We start from the raw sequence: 18,167 nt of genomic DNA on the forward strand, positions 1-18,167 counted from the left end.
CCTCGTCGGCGGACGTGGTTTCGGGGACGCCCGGCTTGGGAGTGGCCCTGCGGAGGTGACCGACATGCCAACCAGCAAGGAAGACCTGCCCGGAACCCTGAAGCGCTCCCCCAAGAAGGCGCAGGAGACCTATGCCAAGGCGCTCGACTCGGCTCATGAGGAGTACGGCGACGAGGAGCGGGCGCACCGCACCGCCTACGCCGCGCTCAAGCACTCGTTCGAGAAGGTGGGCGACCACTGGGAGCCCAAGGATGAGAAGGGGCCGTCGGACGCGCAGGCCAAGGGCGGACGTGACACGAACCGCAAGACCGCCGGCGGCGTCGATGTCAACGGCCACTCCAAGCAGGAGCTCTACGACCGGGCCAAGGACCTGGGCGTGGCGGGCCGCTCGACGATGACCAAGGAGGAGCTCGGCCGGGCCATCGCCCGCAAGCAGGACTAGCGCGGCGCCGGCACCCGGCCTTCCAGCGCCCCCGATGAACCGCCGGGGAGGGGACAGGTGCCTCCACACACGGGAGCGTCACCGTGCCGGCGACAGGGTTACGCCCACGAGCACCACCTCACTCGCCGTCCTCCCGCTGTGCGAAACGTCGATATGCCACCCTGACGGTCGGCCACCGACCTTTCATGGGAGGACGCGGCTGGGTGTCAGTGTTGTCGTGCGCATCCGCCGCGGCCCTCTGCGCGAGATGTCGCAATCCATGCCTGGGTCAGAAGGTGAAGTCGACCTGGATCGCGCCGGTGAGGATGAGGCGCTCGAGCACCTCGGTGCACTCGGCGAGAGCGGTCGAGGTCCCGATGAGCGGCGCCTGAGCGAAGAAGGCGACCTTGGTCGAGGTCTCCGGGGTCGTCCTCGACGTGTAGGCGAAGCCGTGGACCTCGTCATCCCACCAGCCATGGGTCCGGTCCGTGAGGAGCCTGCACGTCGCCTGGACGTGGTCCTCGTAGCCGGTCGAGATGCGGGCGTCGACGCCGAGCGCGTCGAGGGCTTCGTCGCTCCGCAGATCCAGGAGAGCGAGCTCCCCGGTGAGCTCGGTCCAGTAGTGATCGGCATGGGTGGCTGGGACCCAGCCCCCCGAGTCGCGGTAGCGCTCCCGAGCGGCACCCGCCTCGGTGGTCGCGGCGTAGCGGACCCGGTGCAGCCCGGCGATCGAGTCGAACCGGTGCCGCGGATCGGGGAAGGCAGCCCAGGACCACTCGGCGAACGGCTTGGCCGCGAGTCGGAACAGCCTCCAGGTCTGGACGGTGAGGGTCAGCCCCGGAGGTCGATCGACCGGGAGCGGCGGGTAGACCGGTCCGTTCAGCGCGGGCCCCCGAGGGCGCCCAGGATCTGCCACGCGTCAGCGGCACCCTGGCGTGAACCGAGGGCGTCGACCAACGACATCCCGCCGAGCTCTTCGCGCTCGAGGCGCATGACCCGATCCGCAGCGACGGCGTCCTCGTCGACGTAGAGCCGGAGCGCAGCGAGGATCCGGCGCAGGTCGTCACGGAGCCCGGCGGGCCCGAACTGCCAGACCGGGAAGTAGGTCTCCCTGCCGATCCTGCGGCCCATGAGCGTCTTCGCCTGGCGCATCCTGCTCACGGCCTGGCGAGTCGTCACGCCGGGGAGCCGGGCGAGGACCTCCGAGGTCCGCAACGAGGCGCTCACGAACTCGTCGATGGCGACGCGGCGACGCTCATCGTTGACCGCCCGGGCCGCGGGACCGAGGGCAGCAAGGTCGGTGGGGCGGTCGCCGACGAGAACCTGCAGCACCGAGCGTGCTGCTGGGTCCGTCTCGACCAGGGCCTCCACACGATCCATCAAGTCGGCCATGGCAACGATGGTACCCAGTTGTGGTCACTTCGTCTACACCGTCAACAACGTCTCTAACGTCAACTAGAGGAGCCACCGGGCGGGCGGAAGTGGACGAGGAGATCCAGTGCTCGCACGATGGCACCGCCAGGACGGCCCCTTCGTGCGCGTTCGCCGACCGTTCCGCAGCCGCTTACGAGGCAACTATGAACGACCGCAAGTCCGATATGATCATCTCGGGCGGCGTGAACATCTACCCGGCCGAGATCGAGGGCGTCTTCCTCACCCACCCGAAGGTCGCCGACGCCGCGGTCTTCGGCATCCCCCACGCCGACCGACATTGCGAGGCTGTGCCGGACGGTCCGGGTCACCGGGGCCACCACTAGCCAGGTCAACAGCGGGATCGCCTCGTCGCGCGTGACCACCAGGATGGGCCGGCGCTTGTCCTCGGCCTCGGCCCACCAGACGGTATGCAATGCACAGCGGCGGTGCCGCCGGCTTGCTGGTGATCCGTGGCTACTCGTCCCCGCCGGCCGTCAACGGGCCGAGTTCCTCGGCGACGAGTGGCACGTCTCGGGTGGCGATGCCCCACACGAGGGCGGGCTCGATCCGGTGGTAGTGGTGGACGAGCCGTATCCGGAGGCGAACGATGTCGCGCCAGGCGACGGAGGGGAAGTCGGCCCGACCCACCTCGCTGATGTGGTTGGCCGCTTCGCCGAGGATCTCAAGGGCTCGCTCCAGACCAGTTGGATCGCAGGATCTTCGGCGAAGGCTCGCTCGCCTCGCCCGGTGAGGAGGGCGACGACCGCGCACATCTCCCGCATGTCGTCGAGGCGACGCCCGTCGGACCGGCTCACGCCACCTCGGTCACAGCCAGACCGCGTCACTGCGGATGTCGCCGTCGCGGGGCTTGAGTCCGCCCAGGGCGACCACGTCGACCGCACAGCCAAGGAGAGAGGCCAGATCGTCCTCGATGTGCATCAGGTCGAAGAGCGAGCGGCCCTTCTCAAACTCGACGAGGAAGTCGATGTCGCTCTCCGGGGCCTCCTCATTGCGGGCGACCGAGCCGAAGAGCGCGACAGACCGTCCGCCGTGGCGCGCCGCGATGGCTTTGATCTCGCCTCGGTGCGTCTCGACCAGCGCCCGGAGAGGAAGTAGCGCAACATCGGCCATGGCGCGATGCTACGTCCGATCAGCCCCTACTTCTCGTAGGGGGCGATGAGGACCCGGCAGGTCCGCTCGAGCTCGCTGATCACCATGTCGAAGGTGGAGCGGCCGTTGGCCCAGGTCACCAGGCTCGAGTACCAGACGTGGCCGATCACGGCCAGGATGTCGGCCCGCACCTCGGGTTCGAGATCGACCAGGATGCCGTCGCCCAGCGAGGCGATCGAGGACTGCACCTCCCCGCCGCTGTGGCGCACCCCGGCGTCCGACGATGACAGCGCCCGCACCAAGGCCATGCTCAGCTTGGGCTGGCGCCCCATGGCGCCGCAGGCCCGCCGCAGCACGTCGATCATCTGCTCGGTGGCGGTGTCGCCGCGGGGAGGGGAGTGGGCCACCCGGTCGCGCAGCCGCCCGGTCCACTCGGTCATGGCCGCCGCGAGCAGGTGGTCCTTGGAGGAGAAGTTGCGGTAGATGGTGGCCAGGGCCACGTTCGCGGTGGCGGCCACGTCGCGCATCTGCACGGCGTCGTAGCCGCCCTCGGCCCCGAGCTCGAAGGCGGCGTCGATGAGGCGGCGCCGGCGGTCCTGCTGCTCGGCGGTGAGCTCGGCCTCGGGGACCAGCTCGAGGGGCGGAGCCTCATCGACGGTCGACCCGTCGGGGACGACGGCGTCAGCCACGGGCCCGGGCCTTCGGCGCGTGAGCTCGTGAGGCGAGGGCGCGACGGTCCGCAGCGAGGCGGACGGGCACACCGGCCCGGGTCCTCACCGGGTGATCCCGTGGGACAGCTCGCGGAACGGGACCGTCTTGTCGACCCGGGGGTCCGGCGGCAGGCCGAGGACCCGCTCGCCCATGACGTTGCGCTGGATCTCGTCGCTGCCGCCGGCGATGCGGATGGACGGCGCGCTGAGGAAGTGCTGCTGCCACCGTCCGGCCTCCGGGGCGGCGGCGCCGGCCAGCATGCCCGAGGCCCCCTGGATGGCGAGGGCCAGCTCGGCGTTGCCCTTCATGTTCCAGGCCGCCGCGAGCTTGAGGACCGATACTTCGGGTCCGGGGGCGCGGCCGTGGCTGGTGGCGGTGCTGACCCGCATGCCGAGGTAGCCCATGATCTGCTTCCGGGACCAGGCCGCGGCCAGCCCCTGGCGCACCCGCGGGTCGTCGGTCACCCCCTGATCCCGGGCCAGGGTAAGGAGGTCGTCGAGGTTGGGGCCGCTGCTGTGGCCGCCCATGAAGGCCCGCTCGGCGGCGAGGGTGGTCATGGTGACGCTCCACCCGGCGTTGGCCTCGCCGAGGATGGCGTCGTTCGCCACCCAGGCGTCGGTGAAGAAGACCTCGCTGAAGTGCGAGGCGCCGGTGATCTGGCGCAGCGGTCGGATCTCGATGCCGGGCTGGCGCATGTCGATGAGGAAGTAGGTGATGCCCCGGTGCTTGGGGGCGTCGATGTCGGTGCGGGCGAGCAGGATGCCGAAGTCGCTGTAGTGGGCGCCGGAGGTCCACACCTTCTGGCCGTTCACCACCCACCCACCTCCCCGACCGCCCGCGGGGTCGCCGTTGTGCACCGCGCGGGTCGACAGGCCGGCAAGGTCCGAACCGGCGCCGGGCTCGCTGAAGAGCTGGCACCAGAGCTCCTCCCCCTTCAGCATGGGGGCGAGGTAGCGGGCCTTCTGGGCGTCGGTGCCGTGGGTGATGATCGTCGGCCCCGCCATGCGGACCCCGACGGCGAAGGCACCGGTGGGCAACCCGAACCCCATGGCCTCCTCACCGAAGATGGCGGCCTCGGCCGGGGTGCCGCCCCGTCCGCCGTAGCTGGTCGGCCAGGTGACGCCGGCCCACCCGTGCTCGGCGAGGAGGGCCTGCCACGGGCGGGCCCGCTCGACGAAGGCGGCCTCGTCCTCGCCCGTGACGCGGGCCACGGCGCGCGCCTCGTTCGACCCGGCGTAGGTCTGAAGCCAGCTGCGGGCCTCCTTGCGGAAGGCCGCTTCCTCCGGGCTCTCGTCGAAGTCCATCGTCCTCCTGTCGGCTCCACCCGCCGGTCGACGTGCGCACTGCGAGGTGCGGTCTCGTCCCGTCAGGTCTAGCGGGTTGCGGCGTGGCGACGTGGTGTCGCGTGGTTCGGTACGGGATGAGCGGTGGGCGTCGGTGCGGGCCCGTCACTCTCGGGTGGCGGCGAGCGAGGCCCCGATGCGAAGCAGCTGGTCGGTGGCCCCGCCGAGGGTGAACTCGAGTTCCTTGGCGGCGATGAAGTAGCGGTGGATCGGGTGGTCGACGTCGACCCCGGTGCCGCCGTGGAGGTGCACCGCGGTGTGGCCGACCCGGTGGGCGGCCTCGGCGGCCCAGTACTTGGCCACCTCGACTTCGGTCGAGGCGGGCAGGCCGTCCGCGAGCCGCCACGCCGCCTGCCACAGCACGAGGCGGGTGGCCTCGACGTCGATGTAGGCGTCGGCGGCGCGCTGGCCGACGGCCTGGAAGGTGGCGATGGGCCGGTCGAACTGGACCCGCTCCTTGGTGTAGGCCGCAGTCATCTCCAGTGCCTTCCCGACGATGCCGGCCACCTGCGCGCAGAGCCCGACCGTCGCCCGCTCGACGATCCACTGGAGGACCTCGGCGCCCCGCTCGGGGGTGGCCAGCAGCGCGTCGGCCCCCACGGAGACGCCGTCGAGGGTGATCTGGGCCTCGATGTCGCGGTTGGTGACCCGCTGGGCCTCGATGGTGAGACCGTCGGCGCCCGGTTCGACCACGAAGGTGCCCACGCCGCCGTCGGTGAACGAGGCCGGCACCAGGATCGCGTCGGCCAGGGTCCCGGCGGGGACGCAGGTCTTCACGCCGGCGAGGCGCCACCCCTCGCCGTCACGCGCGGCGACGGTGCTCGGGTGCTCGGGCCACCGGTTGAGCGGCTCGGCCAGCGCTGCGGTGAGGATGGCCCGCCCCTCGGCCGCGGCCGGCACCCACCGGGCGCGCTGCTCGTCGGACCCGAAGGCGGCGACGGGCATGGCGCCCATCACGATCGACGCCAGCACGGGCACGGGGGCCACCGTGCGGCCGACCTGCTCGAGCACCAGGCACTGCTCGATGATGCCGAGCCCCGAACCGCCCAGGTCGGTGGGGAGGGCCACGCCGAGGAGGTTGGCCTGGGCCAGGGCGTCCCACAGGGGCCGATCGAAGCGCTCGCCGTCGGCCTCCACGTCGCGCAACAGCCCGACGGTGACCTTGTCCTCGAGGATCCGCGCCGCCAGGCCCGCGATCTCGACCTGCTCGTCGCTACGTCCGAAGTCCATGGGGGTATCTCCTTACCGGGGGGCCCGGGGCATGCCGAGGCCGACCATGGCGATGATGTCGCGCTGCACCTCGTTGGTCCCGCCGCCGAAGGTGAGGATCAGCGACGAGCGGTACATGCGCTCGAGCCGGCTGCGCAGGAGCGACCCTGGCGACCTGGCCGCGATGGTGGACTCCTGGCCCACGACCTCCATGAGAATCCGGTAGGCCTCGGTGGCGAACTCGGTGCCGAAGACCTTGGTGGCCGACGCGTCTTGCGGGCCGACGCCGTTGCGCACCCCCCAGGCGATCTTCCAGTTGATGAGCTTGAGGAACTCGACCTTGGCGTGGACCCGGGCGAGGTGGACCTGCACCCACTCCTGGTCGATCACCCGCTGCCCGTCGGGCAGGTGGTTGTCGTGGGCCCAGCGGCGCACATCGGCGAGCATGTTCTGCACCGGGGCGGCCGAGCACAGGGCGACCCGCTCGTGGTTGAGCTGGTTGGTGATGAGCTTCCAGCCGTTGTTCTCGCCGCCGACGAGGTTCTCGGCCGGCACCCGGACATCGGAGTAGAAGGTCGCGCTGGTGGTGGTGCCGCTGACGGTGGGGACCGGGGTCCAGGAGAAGCCGGGGGAGTCGGTCTTCAGGAGGAACATGGAGAGGCCCTTGTGCTTCTTGGCCTCGGGGTCGGTGCGGGCCGCCAGCCAGACGTAGTCGGCGTACTGGATCAGGCTGGTCCACATCTTCTGGCCGTTGATCACGTACTCGTCGCCGTCGCGCACGGCCCTGGTGCTGAGCGACGCCAGGTCGGTGCCGGCGCCGGGCTCGGAGTACCCGATCGAGAAGTGCATCTCGCCCTTCAGGATCTTGGGCAGGAACTCGGTGCGCTGGGCGTCGGTGCCGTACTCCATGAGCGTGGGGCCGACCGTGTTGATGGTGAGGAAGGGCACCGGCGCCCCGACCAGGCTGGCCTCGTCCATGAAGATCAGCTGGTCGATCATGGAGCGGTTCTGGCCGCCGTACTCGGTGGGCCAGCCGATGCCGAGCCAGCCGTCGGTGCCCATCTGGCGCACGAGGCGCTTGTAGAGCTCGCCCCCGCCGTACTCGCCCTCGCCCGAGGACATGGCTTCCTGCACGTCGGGGGTCATCAGCTCGGAGAAGTAGCCGCGCAGCTCCTTGCGGAGGGCGTCTTGGTCGTCGGTGAAGGCGATGTGCATCAGGCGAGCTCCCTGCGAACGGGTCGGCGCCCCGGCATCGTAGAACAGGTTCTACCCGCTCCGCTCGCTGGACGTGGGCGTTGGCCGAGAACGCGTTCTACCGCATGTGGATCAGCCACTTCGGGGCGAACTGAGAATCGTCCTCGTCGACCAGCAGCTTCAAGAGCGAGGACGTGTCGAAGCCGTTCACTGCCGCTGATCGGCAAACGAGTTGGCCCCAGGAGTCGAGAGGCTCGCATCGAGCGTGTAGGATTGGTGTATGGGTCGCGTGCGCACGAACATCGAGATCGAGGACTCCTACCTGCGAGCGATCATGGAGCGCCACGGCGTGCGCACGAAGACCGAGGCCGTCGACCTCGCTCTCCGCCACCTCGCCGGTCAGCCCATGACCCATGAGGAGGCCCTCACGATGCGGGGCGCGCACGCGATCGGGGAGGTGCCCGCGGACGTCGGGCCGTCGGATCGCCCGTGATACTGGCCGACACCTCCGCATGGGTGGAGTACGACCGGGCCACGGGCAGCCCCGTCGACCAGCGGCTCACCGAGCTCATCGGCACCGGCGGGGCGTTGGCGGTGACCGAGCCCGTCATCATGGAGGTGGTTGCCGGGGCCCGCAGCGACGAGCGGGAGGCGGACCTGCGCCGGCTGCTCCTGCGGTTCGAGCGGCTCGGCTTCGACGCCGTCGCCGACTTCGATGCCGCGGCGCGCATCTATCGCCGCTGCCGGCGGGTCGGTGTCACGCCCCGGGGCCTGGTCGACTGCATGATCGCCTCGGTGGCCAGCCGCCACGGTGCCCGACTCCTCGCGCGCGACTCCGACATGCTCCGGATCGCAGAGGTCCAGGGGGTCTCCATCGACGACGCATCGCTGAGCGGCTGAGGCGACGGGCGCCGGAGCTTCGTTCATCGGGACCGCGACGAGCCGGCACGATGATCGGGGGGCCGGAGCGGCTTGGCCGTTCGCACCCTTGACCGTGCAGTCAATAGATTGCGGCGCATGGAACTCAACGGGATCAGCGCAATCGTCACGGGAGGCGCCTCGGGCCTCGGTGAGGCTACGGCTCGGCTGCTCGCCGAGCGCGGGGCCAAGGTCGTCGTGGCCGACATGAACGCCGAGAAGGGCGAGGCGGTCGCCAAGGACATCGGTGGGCGGTTCGCCCCGACCGACGTGGCCAGCACCGACGACGCCATCGCCGCGGTCGAGGCGGCCAAGGAGCTCGGCCCGCTGCGCGCGCTGGTGAACGGGGCGGGCATCGGCTGGGCCACCCGCACCATCGGTCGCGACGGCGAGTACAGCTCGGCCCACGACCTCGACGTTTTCAAGAAGGTCCTCGAGGTCAACCTGGTCGGCACGTTCAACATGACCCGCATCGCGGCCACGGCCATGAGCCAGCTCGATCCGGTCGACGAGCACGGCGAGCGGGGTGCCATCGTGAACGTGGCGTCGGTCGCCGCCTTCGACGGCCAGATCGGCCAAGCGTCCTACTCCGCCTCCAAGGGCGGCGTGGTCGGCATGACCCTGCCCATCGCCCGTGACCTCTCGGCCGTCGGGGTTCGCGTCAACTGCATCGCCCCGGGTCTGATCGACACCCCGATCTACGGCACCGGGGAGGCCTCCGAGCAGTTCAAGGACAAGCTCAAGGCCGGCGTGCTGTTCCCCAAGCGCCTCGGCACCTCCGAGGAGTTCGCGTCGCTGGCCCTCGAGCTGCTCTCGAACAGCTACCTGAACGCCGAGAACGTGCGGATCGACGGAGGCATCCGGATGCAGCCCAAGTGAGCCATTGAGGGCGCCGCGGTGTGGCGCTTGACACATCGGGCGCAGGTTGAGAAGGCGGCGGGTTCTGTTCACCCCGCTGTCGAACGGGAACTTCGCCACGATGGACTTCCGGACCAGAGGAACCGGCATGAGCGAGTTCAACCTCGCCGGTGAGCGAGTGCGGAGCGTCAACACCGTCGGCGGGCCGTCGGACTTCCACGACGTGTTGCGGCTGCCGAACGGCAACTACGTGGTGGCCACCGCCCAGGAGGACCCGTGCCGCCTCACGAGCTGGGGCGTCAGTGGCCCCCGGACCTGCATCAACCACGTCTTCCAGGAGTTGACGCCCGAGGGGGTGGTGGTCTGGGAGTGGGACACCAGTGCGCACATCCCCGTCAGCGAGACCCCTGAGGTCTGGCGCGAGCAGCAGTTCGCCGACGCGTCCTTCCCGGAGGTCGCCGACCCGTGGCACTACAACTCGGTGGAGGACACCGGCGACGGGTTCATCATCAGCTTCCGCCACCTCGATGCCGTCTACAAGATCGACAAGCGCACCGGTGCCATCGTCTGGAAGCTGGGCGGCACGCGACGGCCCGAGAGCCTGCGGTTGGTGGGTGACCGGTTGAACGGGTTCAGCGGCCAACACGATGCGCGCCTGCTGGGCGATGGAAGCGTCTCGCTCTATGACAACGGGACCCTCGGGCTCGGTCCCAGCCGTGCGCCCCGCAGCATCAGCTACGCCATCGACACCGGCGCCAACACAGCGACGCTCGTCGATGACGTCCGTGACGCCATCGCGCCCACGTCAGGGTGCTGCGGATCGACGCGGGTGCTGCCCGGCGGCAACCGTGTGACCGGCTGGGGCATGTCGCGCCACATGACCGAGAACCGCGCCGACGGCAGCCGCATCTTCGAGCTGTCCATCCACAGCTTCATCTACCGGGCTCTTCCGCTGCTGCCCGGTGAGTACTCGGCGTTGCAGTTCCGCGACGGGATGGACCGCCAGTACGCCGACTGACCGCGAACCTTGAGCGGTTGACCCCGAACTTTGAGCGGTTGAGCGCCACGGGCGCACTCAACCGCTCAAAGTTCGGCGGTGGTCAGGCGGCGGGGCGGTCGAGGAGGTCGCGGAGCGCGCCCTCCAGCTCCGTGTGGTCGAAGGTGAACCCGGCCGCGGTCAGCACGGTCGGGAGGACCTTGGCGCTGGAGAAGAGCAGGTTGTCGGCCAGCGGGCCGATGCCGGCGGGCAGCTTGGCCACCGCGCTGGGGATGGGGATGACCGTCGGGCGGCCCAGCACCCGGCCGAGGGTGCGGGTGAACTCCCGGTTGGTGACGGGTCGGGGGGCGGTGAGGTTCACGGGGCCGGCGACGTCGGCCTCGAGCAGGAAGCGGATGGCGCGCACCTCGTCGTCGAGGGAGATCCACGGCATCCACTGCCCGCCGCCGCCGGCCCTGCCGCCGAGGCCGAGCTTGAACGGCAGGAGCTGCTTGCCGAGCGCGCCGCCGGCGGGGGAGAGCACGATGCCGGTGCGCAGGTGGGCGACGCGGATGTCGGCCGCCTCGGCCATGCCGGTGGCCGCCTCCCACGCCCGGCAGACCTCGGGCAGGAACCCGTTGCCGGGCGGGCTGGCCTCGGTGAGCTCGGTGTCGTCGCGGTCGCCGTAGTAGCCGATGGCCGAGCCCGAGAGCAGCGCGGCGGGGCGCCGGTCGAGCGCGGCGAGGGCCTCGGAGAGCAGGGCGGTGCCCTTGGTGCGGCTCTCGAGCACCTTGCGCTTGTGGTCCTCGGTCCAGCGCCCGGCGGCGATGCCCTCACCGGCGAGGTGCACGACGGCGTCGACCCCGGCCAGGTTGGTGGTGTCGATGATCCCGGCGTCGATGTCCCACCGGACGTCGCCGGGGCCGGGCGACGAGCGCACCACGCGCACGAGGTCGTGGCCGTCGCCCTCCAGCGACCGGACGAGGGCCGATCCGATCAGGCCACTGGATCCGGTCACCGCGATGCGCATGGGTCACCGTCTACCCCAGGCCTGACGGGTCAACAACATCAGGCCCGGCACCTCGTCACCCTCCTGCGGGAGATCCGCGACCAGCTCGCTGGCCGACCCGGACCCTGATCCCGGCCGACAGGAGAAGCCGGGTCGGGCGCTAGCGTCGGGCGGCCATGAGCACCCGCCGGCTGATCGTCACCGCCCTGCTGTGCGGGATGGCGATCCTGGTCGCCTTCGCCGTCCAGGTGGTCCTGGCGCGGGGCTGATCCCGCGGCGCGGTGGACCCATGGTGACGGGGGTTGAAACGCCTCGTAGGCCGGTCACGACCCGAGGTCGGCCTCGATAGAGTCGGCGGCATCCCCGAGGAGGTGGTCCCCACGGCCGACACGCACGATCTCGTCATCATCGGTGGCGGTCCCGGTGGGTACGCGGCCGCCCTGTACGGCTCCGCGGCCGGGCTCGACGTGGCCGTGGTGGAGAACCGTCGCCTGGGCGGCACGTGTCTGAACCGGGGCTGCATCCCGGCCAAGGAGCTGCTCCAGACCGCCGAGGTGGCCCGCACCGTCAGCGAGGCGGGGCGCTTCGGCATCAGCGCGGGCGGCGACGTGACCCTCGACTTCTCGGCGTCGACCGACCGCATGTGGTCTGTCGTCGATCAGCTGGTGAAGGGCCTCGGCGGGCTGTTGAAGAGCCGGAAGGTCACCGTTCTCGACGGCACCGGCACCCTCGGGGACGACCGCACCGTCACCGTCACGGGGGCCGACGGCGAGACCACCACCCTCACCGGTCACAACGTCCTGCTGGCGTCGGGGTCGGTGCCGCGCGGCCTGCCCGGCTTCGACGTGAGCGACCGGGTGCTGAGCTCCGACGAGGTGTTCGGTCTCGACCATGTCCCGCGCCGGGTCGTCGTGGTCGGCGGCGGGGCCATCGGCTGCGAGTTCGCCTCCATGCTCGTCGACCTCGGCGCCGAGGTCACGGTGCTCGAGGCCCTGCCCGCCATCCTGCCCGGCGTCGACGCCGATGTGGTGAAGCTGGTGCACCGCGCCCTCGAGAAGCGCGGCATCACGATCCGCACAGGGGTCAAGGTCGAGGGCCAGGAGACCGGCGACGACGCCATCACCGTGCGCCTCGAGGGCGGCGACACCGTCGAGGCCGACCGGGTGGTCGTCTCGGTGGGCCGCCGACCGCTGTCGGACTCCCTCGGGCTCGACGGCACCGGCGTGAAGGTCGACGATCGCGGCTTCGTCGATGTCGACGAGTGGTGCCGCACCGGCGTCGACGGCGTGTTCGCCACCGGCGACCTGATCGCCACGCCCGGCCTGGCCCACGTCGCCTACGCCGAGTCGGTCATGGTGATCAAGCAGATCATGGGCGAAGAGGCCGTGCCGGTCGACTACGGCCGGGTGCCGTGGTGCGTCTACTGCCACCCCGAGGTCGCCTTCGTGGGCCTCACCGAGGAGGCGGCGCAGGCCGCCGGCCACGATGTCGTGGTCTCGAAGCACCGGTGGATGGGCAACGGCCGGGCGCTGATCCTGGGCGAGACCGAAGGCATGGTCAAGGTCATCGCCGAGAAGCAGGCGAACGGCACCGGCGGCCAGATCCTCGGGGTCCACATGGCCGGGCCGTGGGTCACCGAGCAGCTCGGCCAGGGCTACCTGGCGGTCAACTGGGAGGCCACCGTCGACGAGGTCGCTCAGTTCATCCAGCCCCACCCGTCGCTGTCGGAGAACTTCGGCGAGACGGTCCTGTCCCTCACCGGCCGCGGCCTGCACGGCTGAGCGCCTCACCCCGCAGATACCCCAGGAGACCACCGCCATGGCCGAGATCCAGATGCCCCAGCTGGGCGAGACCGTCACCGAGGGCACGATCACGAAGTGGCTGAAGTCGGTCGGCGACGAGATCACCGAGGACGAGGCCATCGTCGAGGTCTCGACCGACAAGGTCGACTCGGAGATCCCCTCGCCGGTGAGCGGAACCTTGCAGGAGATCAAGGCCGAGGAGGGCGACACCGTCGACGTGGGCGCGGTGCTGGCCATCGTCGGTGACGGCGCCGCCGCCCCCGCGGAGGAGTCCGGCGGCGAGGATGCCGGGGGCGAGGAGCCTGAGGCGGGCGGGGCGGATGACCAGGCGCCGGCCTCGGCCGAGACCGACGTCGAGGCCGACGCGGAGGACTCGGGCGCCGAGGCCGAGGCCAAGGAGCGCGAGGCCGAGGAGGAGATCGACCAGGCCACCGAGCCCGACGCCACCGAGCCCGAGGCCACCGAGCCCGAGGCCACCGCGTCCGAGGGCGCGCCGGCCGAGAGCGCGCCGTCGGCCGACGCCGAGGCAGATGACAGCGATCCGCAGGGTGCCCCCGCCGCCCAGCAGGAGGCGCCGTCCGGGGCACCGTCGGGCTCGGGCACCGAGGGCCTCGTGCTCTCACCGGTCGTGCGGCGCCTGATCTCCGAGCACGACGTCGACCCGTCGTCGATCGCCGGCACCGGTGCCGGTGGGCGCATCACCCGGGGTGACGTGCTCGCCGCGGTCGAAGGGGGCCGGGCCGCTCCCGGGCAGCCCTCTGCGCCGCCGCCCGCCACCCCACCCGAGGCTCCGGCCCCCGCCGCAGCCAAGGCTCAGTCGAAGGCGCCGGCCCAGGCCCCGGCCGCAGCCCCGACCCAGGGTCCGGCCCGTTCGGCGCCGTCCTCCGCCGGTGATAGCGACACGTCGGTGCCGTTCAACAACATCCGCCGGCGCACCGGTGAGCACATGGTGCGCTCACAGGCGACCTCGCCGCACGCCTTCACCGCCATGGAGGTCGATCTCGAAGGGGTCGAGAAGGTGCGCCGGGCCCACAAGGAGCGCTTCAGGGCCGAGGCCGGCGTCAGCCTCACGTACCTGCCGTTCATCACCCGGGCCCTCGTCGATGCCGTCGTCGACTTCCCCCACATGAACGCCAGCGTGGGCGAGGGCGAGCTCATCGTCCACCACGACGTCAACGTGGGCTACGCCGTCGACCTCGGCTACGAGGGTCTCATCGTGCCGGTCATCCACGGCAGCCAGGACCTCCGCCTGCCGGCTCTCGCCCGGGGGGTGGCCGAGCTGGCCGACCGGGCCCGGTCCCGCAAGCTCTCGGCCGACGACATCAGCGGCGGCACCGTCACCATCACCAACGCCGGTGCGTCGGGCACGCTGCTGCAGCTGCCGATCATCAACCAGCCCCAGGTGATGATCCTCTCGACCGAGGGCGTCACGCGCCGCCCGGTGGTGGTCACCGACTCGGCCGGCAACGAGGCGATCGCCATCCGGTCGATGGGCAACCTCACCCTGGGCTGGGACCACCGTGCCTTCGACGGCGCATACGCGGCGGCGTTCCTGCGCCGGGTGGTCGACATCCTCGCCCAGCGGGACTGGGAGGCCGAGCTCTAGATGGCGGTGGCCCCGATGCTCGCCGAGCGGCCACCGTTGCACGTGCGGTGGCTGGGCAGGGTCCGCTACCGCGATGCGCTGGCGCTGCAGCAGGGGCTGCACCGCACGCCCGGCCACGACCACCTGCTGCTGCTCGAGCACCCGAAGGTGTTCACCCTCGGCATCCGGGCCGACATGGAGCACATCCTCGTGCCGCCGGCCGAGGTCGGCGCCGAGCTCGAGCGGGCCGACCGGGGCGGCGACGTCACCTACCACGGACCGGGCCAGCTCGTCGGCTACCCGATCCTCACCGTGCCGGGGGCGGGCGGCCCGGGGTCGAAGCCCGGCACCCCGGCCTTCGTGGCCTCGGTCGAGCAGCTGGTGATCGATGCCGTCGCCACCCTCGGCGTCACCGCCGGGCGTCTGGCCGAGTTCCCGGGGGTGTGGGTCGAACCCGACGGCTTCGAGCCCCGCAAGATCGCCGCGGTCGGCGTGCGCCTCACGCGGGGGCGCTCGATGCACGGCTTCGCCCTCAACGTCGACCCCGACATGGAGATGTTCCGGGCCATCGTCCCGTGTGGCATTGCCGATCGGCCCGTCACCTCGCTCGCCGCCGAGGGCGTGACGGTGACCATGGCCGAGGTGGTCGACATCGTGGCCCGCCTGGCCGCCGAGCGGTGGGGGAGCGGTGGCGTCGACCGCGCCGATGTGGTGTGGCGGACCTCGGCCGCCGACCTTTCCCCCTTCAGCCGGGGCGAGGGACCGGGGGAGAACGCCCAGCGGGTGCCCGATGGTCTCCAGGGCGCCGCCGCCGAGGGCACCTCGGCGCGGCTGTTGAGCCGGTTGGCCGATGCCGGGGTCGACCAGAGCGTGTCGATCTCGGCCCGCAAGCCGGATTGGATGAGGGCCAGGTTCAAGATCACCGACGACTACCGGCGGCTCAAGCGGACGCTCCGCGACCTCGACCTGGTGACGGTGTGCGAGGAGGCCGGCTGCCCCAACATCTTCGAGTGCTGGTCCGATGGCACGGCCACGTTCATGATCAACGGCGAGCGCTGCACCCGGGCCTGCGGGTTCTGCCTGGTCGACACCCGCCACCCCCAGGCCCTCGACCCCGGTGAGCCCGAGCGGGTGGCCGAGGCGGTTCTGCGCATGGACCTGGCCCACGCCGTGGTCACCGCGGTCGCTCGCGACGACCTCGGTGACGGCGGCGCCGCGGCCTTCGCGGCCACCATCCGCGCCGTGCGAGCCCGCCGGCCGGGCACCGCGGTCGAGGTGCTGATCCCCGACTGCAAGGGCGATCCCGACGCCCTGGGCGTGATCTTCGACGCCCGGCCCGACGTGTTGAACCACAACATGGAGACCGTGGCCCGGCTGCAGCGGGCCGTGCGCCCCTCGGCGTCCTACGCCCGCAGCCTGGCTGTGCTGGCCCGGGCCAAGGAGGTTGGCTTGGTCACCAAGTCGAGCCTCATCGTGGGCCTGGGCGAGACCGACGACGAGGTCGTCGAGGTCCTGGCCGACCTAGCCGCCGTCGGCTGCGACATCGTCACCGTCGGCCAGTACCTGCGCCCCACCACCCACCACCTGCCCGTGGTTCGCTGGTGGACCCCTGACGAGCTCTCCCGGGTCGCCGCGATCGGTGAGGCCATGGGCATCGGCCACGTCGAGGCCAGCCCCCTCACCCGATCGAGCTACCACGCCCGCCAGTCGGCCTCCGCCGTTCGCGATACCCCCGTCGCCGTCGGCCGCCCCGGCTGAACGGAGGCGGCTGCGGGGATCTCGCTCAGGCGCTCGGCGATCGACGCGGCGAGGTCAGGAACCGAGCTGGCTGAGGATGAGCCCGGTCGCAACGCCGTTCACGCCGCCGAGGGTGAGCACGGTGGCCAGGAACCACTTGCGGAGGTCCCCGCTGGTCTTCGCTTCGAGGGCGGTGTGGCGGTCGCTCATCCTTTGTTCGAGAGCGGCGAACTTCGTGTCGGTGGCGGCCAAGTCGTCGGTCGCTCGCTTGTCGGCCGCCGCGAAGCCGAGGGCCATCCTCTGTTCGAGAGCGGAGAACTTCGTGTCGGTGGCGGCCAAGTCGTCGGTCGCTCGCTTGTCGGCCGCCGCGAAGCCGATGGTCATCCGCTGGTCGGCGGCGGCGAGACCGTCGGTCACCTTCTTGTCGGCGGCGGCGAAGCCGTCGGTCATGCGCTTGTCGACCACCGCGAAGCGTTCGGTCATCGTCTTGTCGAGGGCGGCCATCTCGGCGCGGAGGTGGTCCCGGGTGACGGGCTCGTCGAGGTCACGGGCGGGGAAGTGCGAGAGCATCTCGTCGACCGCCTCCTCGTCGTTGATCACGGAGCTCAGGCCCAGGTACAGGCTCGAGCGGCTTCGTTCGCTGAGGGACACGGGGTCCTCCGGGTGCGGGGGTCATCAGCGGGGGAAGCGCACCGGGCACTGTAGCAGTGGGGTGCGACAGCGGGAAGGGCCGCGGTGGCGGTGAGGGAGACCGCCGGGTCAGGCTGGCCCGATGTGGCCGCGGGACGATGACGGACCCGGCGCCGAGCCGGTGGCCGACAGGCTGCTCCGACCCGGTCGACGGGTCGTGGCGACGGCACCGGTTCGTGTCGCCGATGTGGGCGGTTGGACCGACACCTGGTTCGCCGAGAGGGGTGCGGTGTGCTCGGTGGCGGTGGGCCCCGGCGCCCGGGTCGAGGCGCAGCTGGTCGAGCGCACCGACCATGGCCCGGCGGTGCGCATGGCGGCGCCGGATCTGGGCGCCACCTGGACCCTGGCGCTCGGCGCTCGGCCCACCGCCAGCCCCACCCACGGAGCAGACGCTCACGGCCTCCTCGACCGGGCGGTGCTCTCCTGGGCCGCCTCGCTCCCCGAGGGGGCCATGGGACCGCAGTCCACCGCGGTGCTCGAGGTCGCCGTGACGGCCGGGGTTCCGCCGGGCTCGTCGGTGGGCACCTCGGCCTCGGTGCTGGTGGCGCTCGTCGCCGCCCTCGAGACGCTGGCCGGGCGGCCCGTCGACCCCGACGCCGCGGCGCGGGTCGCCCATGGCATCGAGACCGAGGGTGCCGGGCGCGAGAGCGGGGTGCAGGACCACGTCGCCGCCGCCCACGGGGGCATCTCCTGGGTCGAGATCGACCCGTACCCGACCTGGCGTCGCACGGAGGTCGAGGTGCCGCCACCGGCCGCCGCGGATCTGGGTCGTCGGCTGCTCACGGTGCACCTCGGGGGTGGCCACGACAGCTCCGAGCTGCACCGGGCGGTCATCGGTCGGGCCGAGGCCGGTGACGCCGCGGTCCGCTCGGTGCTGACCGAGCTGCGCACCCTCGCGGCGGAGGCCCGTGACTGCCTGGTCGAGGGCGACCTGGCCGGCTGGGGTGCGGTGCTCACCGCCGCCACCGAGGCCCAAGCCCGGCTGCACCCGGCCCTGGTCAGCGACGAGGCGAGGGCGGTGGCCCGAATCGGTGCGGCGAACGGCACCGAGGGGTGGAAGGTCAACGGCGCCGGCGGAGCGGGAGGCACCGTCACCCTGCTCGGCCCCGACGACCTCGAGGCCGCAGCGCGACTCCGTCGGGCTCTCGCCGAGGCCGACCCACGATGGCGGGTGCTCGACCTCACCCCGGC

The 18,167-nt window shown here is 71.5% G+C and carries 19 protein-coding genes and 2 pseudogenes; 11 read left to right on the forward strand and 10 right to left on the reverse strand.

Features of this window, described 5'->3' with window-relative positions:
* Positions 1-64: 64 nt before the first annotated feature.
* Complete coding sequence (locus VNL12_RS18570) at positions 65-442, forward strand: ChaB family protein (RefSeq protein WP_325596502.1); 378 nt, start codon at positions 65-67, stop codon at positions 440-442.
* 268 nt (positions 443-710) lie between these two features.
* On the opposite strand, the gene VNL12_RS18575 is transcribed toward VNL12_RS18570, so the two are convergent.
* Positions 711-1,337, reverse strand: a complete 627-nt coding sequence (locus tag VNL12_RS18575; protein WP_325596504.1) for an RES domain-containing protein — start codon at positions 1,335-1,337, stop codon at positions 711-713.
* Positions 1,301-1,813, reverse strand: a complete 513-nt coding sequence (locus VNL12_RS18580) for a hypothetical protein (protein WP_325596506.1) — start codon at positions 1,811-1,813, stop codon at positions 1,301-1,303. The genes VNL12_RS18575 and VNL12_RS18580 overlap by 37 nt, the downstream gene beginning before the upstream one ends.
* Positions 1,814-1,998: 185 nt before the next feature.
* Between VNL12_RS18580 and VNL12_RS18585 the strand changes: the two are divergent.
* Positions 1,999-2,130: pseudogene (locus tag VNL12_RS18585) on the forward strand (AMP-binding enzyme); the annotation flags it as partial.
* 178 nt (positions 2,131-2,308) lie between these two features.
* Here VNL12_RS18585 and VNL12_RS18590 read toward each other — a convergent pair.
* From VNL12_RS18590 to VNL12_RS18615, 6 genes are all read right to left on the reverse strand, one after another.
* Positions 2,309-2,605: a DUF86 domain-containing protein gene (locus tag VNL12_RS18590; protein WP_325596509.1), complete on the reverse strand. Its 297-nt coding sequence runs from the start codon at positions 2,603-2,605 to the stop codon at positions 2,309-2,311.
* Between the two features lie 54 nt (positions 2,606-2,659).
* A complete protein-coding gene (locus VNL12_RS18595) occupies positions 2,660-2,965 on the reverse strand; it encodes a nucleotidyltransferase family protein (RefSeq protein WP_325596511.1) in 306 nt (101 codons plus the stop codon).
* A 26-nt stretch (positions 2,966-2,991) separates the two neighbouring features.
* Positions 2,992-3,633, reverse strand: a complete 642-nt coding sequence (locus tag VNL12_RS18600) for a TetR/AcrR family transcriptional regulator (RefSeq protein WP_325596513.1) — start codon at positions 3,631-3,633, stop codon at positions 2,992-2,994.
* A gap of 84 nt (positions 3,634-3,717) precedes the next feature.
* Complete coding sequence (locus VNL12_RS18605) at positions 3,718-4,959, reverse strand: acyl-CoA dehydrogenase family protein (protein WP_325596515.1); 1,242 nt, start codon at positions 4,957-4,959, stop codon at positions 3,718-3,720.
* A 144-nt stretch (positions 4,960-5,103) separates the two neighbouring features.
* Entirely contained in the window at positions 5,104-6,228 is a 1,125-nt protein-coding gene (locus VNL12_RS18610; RefSeq protein ID WP_325596517.1) for an acyl-CoA dehydrogenase family protein, read from the reverse strand.
* 12 nt (positions 6,229-6,240) lie between these two features.
* Positions 6,241-7,422, reverse strand: a complete 1,182-nt coding sequence (locus tag VNL12_RS18615; protein WP_325596519.1) for an acyl-CoA dehydrogenase family protein — start codon at positions 7,420-7,422, stop codon at positions 6,241-6,243.
* A gap of 259 nt (positions 7,423-7,681) precedes the next feature.
* Here VNL12_RS18615 and VNL12_RS18620 point away from each other — a divergent pair, with 259 nt between their 5' ends.
* From VNL12_RS18620 to VNL12_RS18635, 4 genes are all read left to right on the forward strand, one after another.
* Positions 7,682-7,894, forward strand: a complete 213-nt coding sequence (locus tag VNL12_RS18620; RefSeq protein ID WP_325596521.1) for a type II toxin-antitoxin system VapB family antitoxin — start codon at positions 7,682-7,684, stop codon at positions 7,892-7,894.
* Positions 7,891-8,301: a type II toxin-antitoxin system VapC family toxin gene (vapC, locus tag VNL12_RS18625; protein WP_325596523.1), complete on the forward strand. Its 411-nt coding sequence runs from the start codon at positions 7,891-7,893 to the stop codon at positions 8,299-8,301. Before VNL12_RS18620 ends, vapC begins: the two co-directional genes overlap by 4 nt.
* A gap of 117 nt (positions 8,302-8,418) precedes the next feature.
* Positions 8,419-9,198: an SDR family NAD(P)-dependent oxidoreductase gene (locus VNL12_RS18630; RefSeq protein WP_325596525.1), complete on the forward strand. Its 780-nt coding sequence runs from the start codon at positions 8,419-8,421 to the stop codon at positions 9,196-9,198.
* 46 nt (positions 9,199-9,244) lie between these two features.
* Positions 9,245-10,195 (forward strand): arylsulfotransferase family protein, encoded by a 951-nt coding sequence (locus tag VNL12_RS18635; RefSeq protein WP_325596527.1) that lies wholly within the window; start codon positions 9,245-9,247, stop codon positions 10,193-10,195.
* A gap of 82 nt (positions 10,196-10,277) precedes the next feature.
* Here VNL12_RS18635 and VNL12_RS18640 read toward each other — a convergent pair whose 3' ends face one another.
* Complete coding sequence (locus VNL12_RS18640) at positions 10,278-11,183, reverse strand: TIGR01777 family oxidoreductase (RefSeq protein WP_325596529.1); 906 nt, start codon at positions 11,181-11,183, stop codon at positions 10,278-10,280.
* A gap of 281 nt (positions 11,184-11,464) precedes the next feature.
* On the opposite strand from VNL12_RS18640, the gene lpdA reads away from it, so the two are divergent.
* The 4 genes and pseudogenes from lpdA (at position 11,465) to lipA (ending at position 16,307) form a co-directional block, all read left to right on the forward strand.
* Complete coding sequence (gene lpdA / locus VNL12_RS18645) at positions 11,465-12,943, forward strand: dihydrolipoyl dehydrogenase (RefSeq protein WP_325596530.1); 1,479 nt, start codon at positions 11,465-11,467, stop codon at positions 12,941-12,943.
* A 37-nt stretch (positions 12,944-12,980) separates the two neighbouring features.
* Entirely contained in the window at positions 12,981-14,570 is a 1,590-nt protein-coding gene (locus VNL12_RS18650) for a dihydrolipoamide acetyltransferase family protein (protein WP_325596532.1), read from the forward strand.
* A gap of 15 nt (positions 14,571-14,585) precedes the next feature.
* Positions 14,586-15,200, forward strand: a pseudogene (gene lipB / locus VNL12_RS21315) (lipoyl(octanoyl) transferase LipB); the annotation flags it as partial.
* Positions 15,201-15,332: 132 nt separating this feature from the next.
* A complete protein-coding gene (gene lipA, locus VNL12_RS21320; protein WP_414654935.1) occupies positions 15,333-16,307 on the forward strand; it encodes a lipoyl synthase in 975 nt (324 codons plus the stop codon).
* A gap of 54 nt (positions 16,308-16,361) precedes the next feature.
* Here lipA and VNL12_RS18660 read toward each other — a convergent pair whose 3' ends face one another.
* Positions 16,362-16,937, reverse strand: a complete 576-nt coding sequence (locus VNL12_RS18660) for a hypothetical protein (protein WP_325596536.1) — start codon at positions 16,935-16,937, stop codon at positions 16,362-16,364.
* A 121-nt stretch (positions 16,938-17,058) separates the two neighbouring features.
* Here VNL12_RS18660 and VNL12_RS18665 point away from each other — a divergent pair.
* A partial coding sequence (locus VNL12_RS18665) for a hypothetical protein (RefSeq protein ID WP_325596538.1) occupies positions 17,059-18,167 on the forward strand: 1,109 nt, incomplete at its 3' end.

The sequence above is a fragment of the Iamia sp. genome (genome assembly GCF_035575815.1).
Classification (GTDB): domain Bacteria; phylum Actinomycetota; class Acidimicrobiia; order Acidimicrobiales; family Iamiaceae; genus Iamia.